Source organism: Anaerolineales bacterium, assembly GCA_037382465.1.
GTDB lineage: Bacteria > Chloroflexota > Anaerolineae > Anaerolineales > E44-bin32 > WVZH01.
This window is the reverse complement of record JARRPX010000124.1, coordinates 1-3,596: the sequence shown is the minus strand read 5'-3', so window position 1 is coordinate 3,596 and position 3,596 is coordinate 1. Positions and strand designations below refer to the sequence as shown.

At 56.3% G+C, this 3,596-nt stretch carries 5 protein-coding genes; all 5 read right to left on the bottom strand.

Features of this window, described 5'->3' with window-relative positions; all coding sequences use genetic code 11:
- Positions 1–234: NAD(P)H-binding protein (locus tag P8Z34_17185; protein ID MEJ2552408.1), on the bottom strand; the 234-nt coding region annotated here is incomplete at its 3' end.
- Positions 227–1,132 (bottom strand): hypothetical protein, encoded by a 906-nt coding sequence (locus P8Z34_17180; protein MEJ2552407.1) that lies wholly within the window; start codon positions 1,130–1,132, stop codon positions 227–229. The genes P8Z34_17180 and P8Z34_17185, both read right to left, overlap by 8 nt.
- Positions 1,030–1,563, bottom strand: a complete 534-nt coding sequence (locus P8Z34_17175) for a hypothetical protein (protein ID MEJ2552406.1) — start codon at positions 1,561–1,563, stop codon at positions 1,030–1,032. The genes P8Z34_17180 and P8Z34_17175 overlap by 103 nt, the downstream gene beginning before the upstream one ends.
- Positions 1,564–1,794: 231 nt before the next feature.
- Positions 1,795–2,103 carry a hypothetical protein gene (locus P8Z34_17170; protein ID MEJ2552405.1) on the bottom strand — a complete coding sequence of 103 codons (309 nt, stop codon included), beginning with the start codon at positions 2,101–2,103 and terminating at the stop codon, positions 1,795–1,797.
- A 121-nt stretch (positions 2,104–2,224) separates the two neighbouring features.
- Complete coding sequence (locus P8Z34_17165; protein ID MEJ2552404.1) at positions 2,225–3,367, bottom strand: acyltransferase family protein; 1,143 nt, start codon at positions 3,365–3,367, stop codon at positions 2,225–2,227.
- Positions 3,368–3,596 lie beyond the last annotated feature (229 nt).

The following is a 3,596-nucleotide window of genomic DNA, read 5'->3' as shown; positions in this document are numbered from 1 at the left end:
TGCTCCCGCGAGGTGAACGAGACTCAGGTTTTCCTGTAACTTGATCTCGCGCTTGACCCGCGCGAAATCGGGGAGTTCGACGATCTCGAGATTCGGGTGATGGAAATCCGCCATGTGGCGGGAATTGCGCACCGCCGCCGTCACTTTCCGGCCCTGCTGCAGCAACGCGCGCACGAGATGCCGGCCGAGAAAACCACAGGCGCCGGTCACGAGTGCGGGTTTGCCTTCATCCATGGTTTCGCTGCTGAGCGGAGATGGGATTTGCATCGGAAGGCGGTCGAAGCACGACGGCGTCTTCCGCCGCTTTGACCAGGCTCAACTTGCCGTCAGCGTCGATCCAATAGACTGCCGGCGGCAAACCGGCGTAGCGGGTGGCGCGTGAAATTGTGTACGCGCCCGCAGCGCAGAAGGCAAGGGAATCCCCGGGCTGCATCGCTGGAATACGACGCCAGAAATCGATGATGTCCATCGTGTTCAGCGTGCTTCCGGAGAGATGATAAAAACCGGTTCCCTCACTGCTCGCCCTCAATGGAAGTATTCGACGGCAGAGGAAGAGAAAACTTTCGCCGAGATAATTGCGGCTGGCGTCCAAAAAAAGCCAGCGGCCCTCTCTGGCATGCACGCGGGCGATCAAGATTCCCGCGTCCGCGACGATCGAGCGGCCGGGTTCCAACGCCAGTGCAGGCCGGTACGGCAAGCTAACCGCATGCAGTTCTCGCTCGAACGCTGTGGACAGTGCTGCGGCGAAGCTCTCCAACGAGTCATGCCTTCGATTCGACGGCCAATTTGTGCCTAAATGCGCGCCGATGGTACTGGGTCCTAATTTGTGCGACGAGAACGAGGGCAGGCCGCCGCCCAGGTTGATCTCTTCCAGTTCGATGTTGTATCGACTTTGGATGCGCTGCGCCAATTTCACCGCGCGGCGAATCAATGGACGATACTTCTTCGGGCTTTCGATCTGGGTGCCGCGATAGAAATTGATCCCCGCCAGGGATAAGAAATCGCTGTTCCGGATCGCCTCGACCGCGTTTAGGATTTCAGCGGCGTCAAAACCCAAGCGGCGGGATAGAAATGCGAGCGGTGAGAAACCGCCGAGGCGAGATCCGTTACACAGCCGCAGGGAAATCCGCAATTGCAGCCTCGCCTCCATTGCCAATTGAGCCCCAGCAGGGAAATATCGTCCATGTGAAAGGCATGAAAAAAACGCACGCCCACGGCGATGGCGCTGCGGATTTCGTCCGCGGACAAAACCGGACGTTGGAAAGCGATCTGCTCGGGTTCGAAGCCGCAGCTCAATGCCAATTCAGCTTCCGCGAGATGGGATACCATGACATCGCTGCCGAGGCGTTGAAGGACTTCCAGCACGGCAGGTTCGTTGTTGGTCTTCGCACAGTAGCGTATCCGTGCCGGATTCGGCCCGGTTGTCAGCCCGCGCTGCAGGGCTCGAAAATTCGCCCGCAGGAGCGGTTCACTGAACAGGAAAAAGGGCGAGGCGCAGTCTCGAATCAGTTCCGGGAGGGATTGGCCCTCGAAATACAGGTCGCCGTCATTGAACGTCAGCATGTGAGCCTGAATTCACTCTTCCTTTGGCGAGCCGTAAACGAGGGTTTATCGTTAACTTCAAGCTCGGTGATAATCGGCCGGGATCGCCGTTCACCCCTTGGATGCAGTTCATTTCGCGCCACGATCGTGAAGCACTAATTATAATCCAAATCGGATTGTACCTGCTGAGGCCAAGCGCGCGCTCGTGAAGGCCACCAGGCAGGGAAGATCCTTCATGGGTCATACCGCGCCCTAGAAGATCGGGTAGAGGTTGGCCGCGATCCACAGCAGCAATCCCAGGACGGGAAGCAGAAGAACCCAGGCCCACTTGGAAATTTCCATCACCACGGCCCCCAGCGCGGTAAACATGCAAATCGGGATGATGATGGCAAACAAACCTACGGATTTCGTCGCCAGCATGGTGATGGTGAATGGAATGGCGAATACGGCACCCAATAACGCGAACAGCGGCTTCTTTTGAAAGACTCCCAGGGCGCTCAGAAGCAGCGACAGGATCATCAACGGCCAACCGAAAAGAAAGGTTCCCCAGATATCGATCATCTTGTCCGACCCCTCCGTGCAAGCTCTGGCAACACTTCTATTTTAACCTTAATTATGCATGCGAAGACTTAAATCCACGATCGCTGAAACTGGCAGCGCTCGCCTCCAACTTTGAGAAACCCTACCCCAGGACTCTTTTCGTGTACGGAATCCTGCGGATCAACGCCGCAAGCACGAAGCAGGATGGCACCGCGATCAGCGATACGATCGCGAATTTCAAGATCGTGGGGATCGGCACCGAAAGGAAGAGCACGTTCAAGGCGAACAAAATCGTCTGGTGGATGATGTAGACGGTGAAGACGCTGGCGGCCATCGATTTCAGCAGAGGGCTCGAGACGTTGACATGCTGGCGGAAGAAATACAGCAGGAACGTCAGAGCGGCGATGAACAGGATCGATTCCCAGGTCGCGTAGACCAGGGATTGCCAATGCAAGCCGCCCACAAAATTTTCCAGCGCAGTGTCGCTTTCCAATACACCACCCAGAACAGCCACCACGAAGAATATCGGCAGCATTACCAAAGCGACAACACCCCAGCGGCGGGCTTGGTCCCGCCCCAATCGGTTGAACCAGTCACCGCGATAGGCGAGGATGCCCACGAAAAATGCAAACGTGTAATGGACGAAATGGGCGAACTGGAATCCGGGCGCCACCCACTTACCCACGGGATAGCCGATGCGCACGATGAACGTCAGCGTGGACAGGACGATGATGCTGAGAGCCATGCTGCGATCGGAAGGAAATCGATCTACAAAGAATCGAAAACGCCGGCGGTCTGGCGTTCTGTCCGACCAGGCGCGATAGGCCACGTATACCAGGGCGAAGATGAGCAGCGCCTGGAGGAACCACAAGTGTCCCACTTCATAGGTGAAGTTCCATTTAAAAGGGATGCCCCGCCACCAGACACCCAGGATCAACTGGTTGATGTTGATGATCAGGGTGGTAAAGACGAGAATGGGCACTCCCAAACGGATGAAGCGATCCCGAACGAAAGCCGCCGTGCCTTTACGCTCCAGCGATCGAGGCGTGAAGTAGCCCGCCATTAAGAAGAATGCCGACATGAAATAAGACTGGTTCACTGCGGTGAAGAATGTGAGCAAAATGGGACTGAATTCATCCACGGCCGGATCTTTAATTGCCCAATCGCCGCTGCCGCCGTAGGCGATCGCGGTGTGGTGCAGAATCACCAAAATGATGAGGTAGATCCTGAAGTTATCCAGGTAGAACAATCTCGTTTTCGGTTTATCGCCGGCTTTCGCTTCCATCTTCGGTCCTTTGATCTCGAATCGGCACGTCCAATGGTGCGCATCATTTACCCGGACTCTCTACGTGAAACTTCTGTGCGCAGCCGCGTGATTCCTACAGCTCGTAATTGACACTTTCGTTGACACACTGATTAACACCGGAAACAGCGCAGCGTCTCGATTGCGGCATCGAAGGTTGGCCTCTTGCGAATTGACTCGAACCATCGACGTCCTCAGCGCCTGCCGGAGG

What these genes read in the sequence shown, in the direction of transcription:
- P8Z34_17175 (MEJ2552406.1), bottom strand. Translation starts at nt 1,563, where the DNA reads ATGCTGACGTTCAATGACGGCGACCTGTATTTCGAGGGCCAATCCCTC.
- P8Z34_17170 (MEJ2552405.1), bottom strand. Translation starts at nt 2,103, where the DNA reads ATGATCGATATCTGGGGAACCTTTCTTTTCGGTTGGCCGTTGATGATC.
- P8Z34_17165 (MEJ2552404.1), bottom strand. Translation starts at nt 3,367, where the DNA reads ATGGAAGCGAAAGCCGGCGATAAACCGAAAACGAGATTGTTCTACCTG.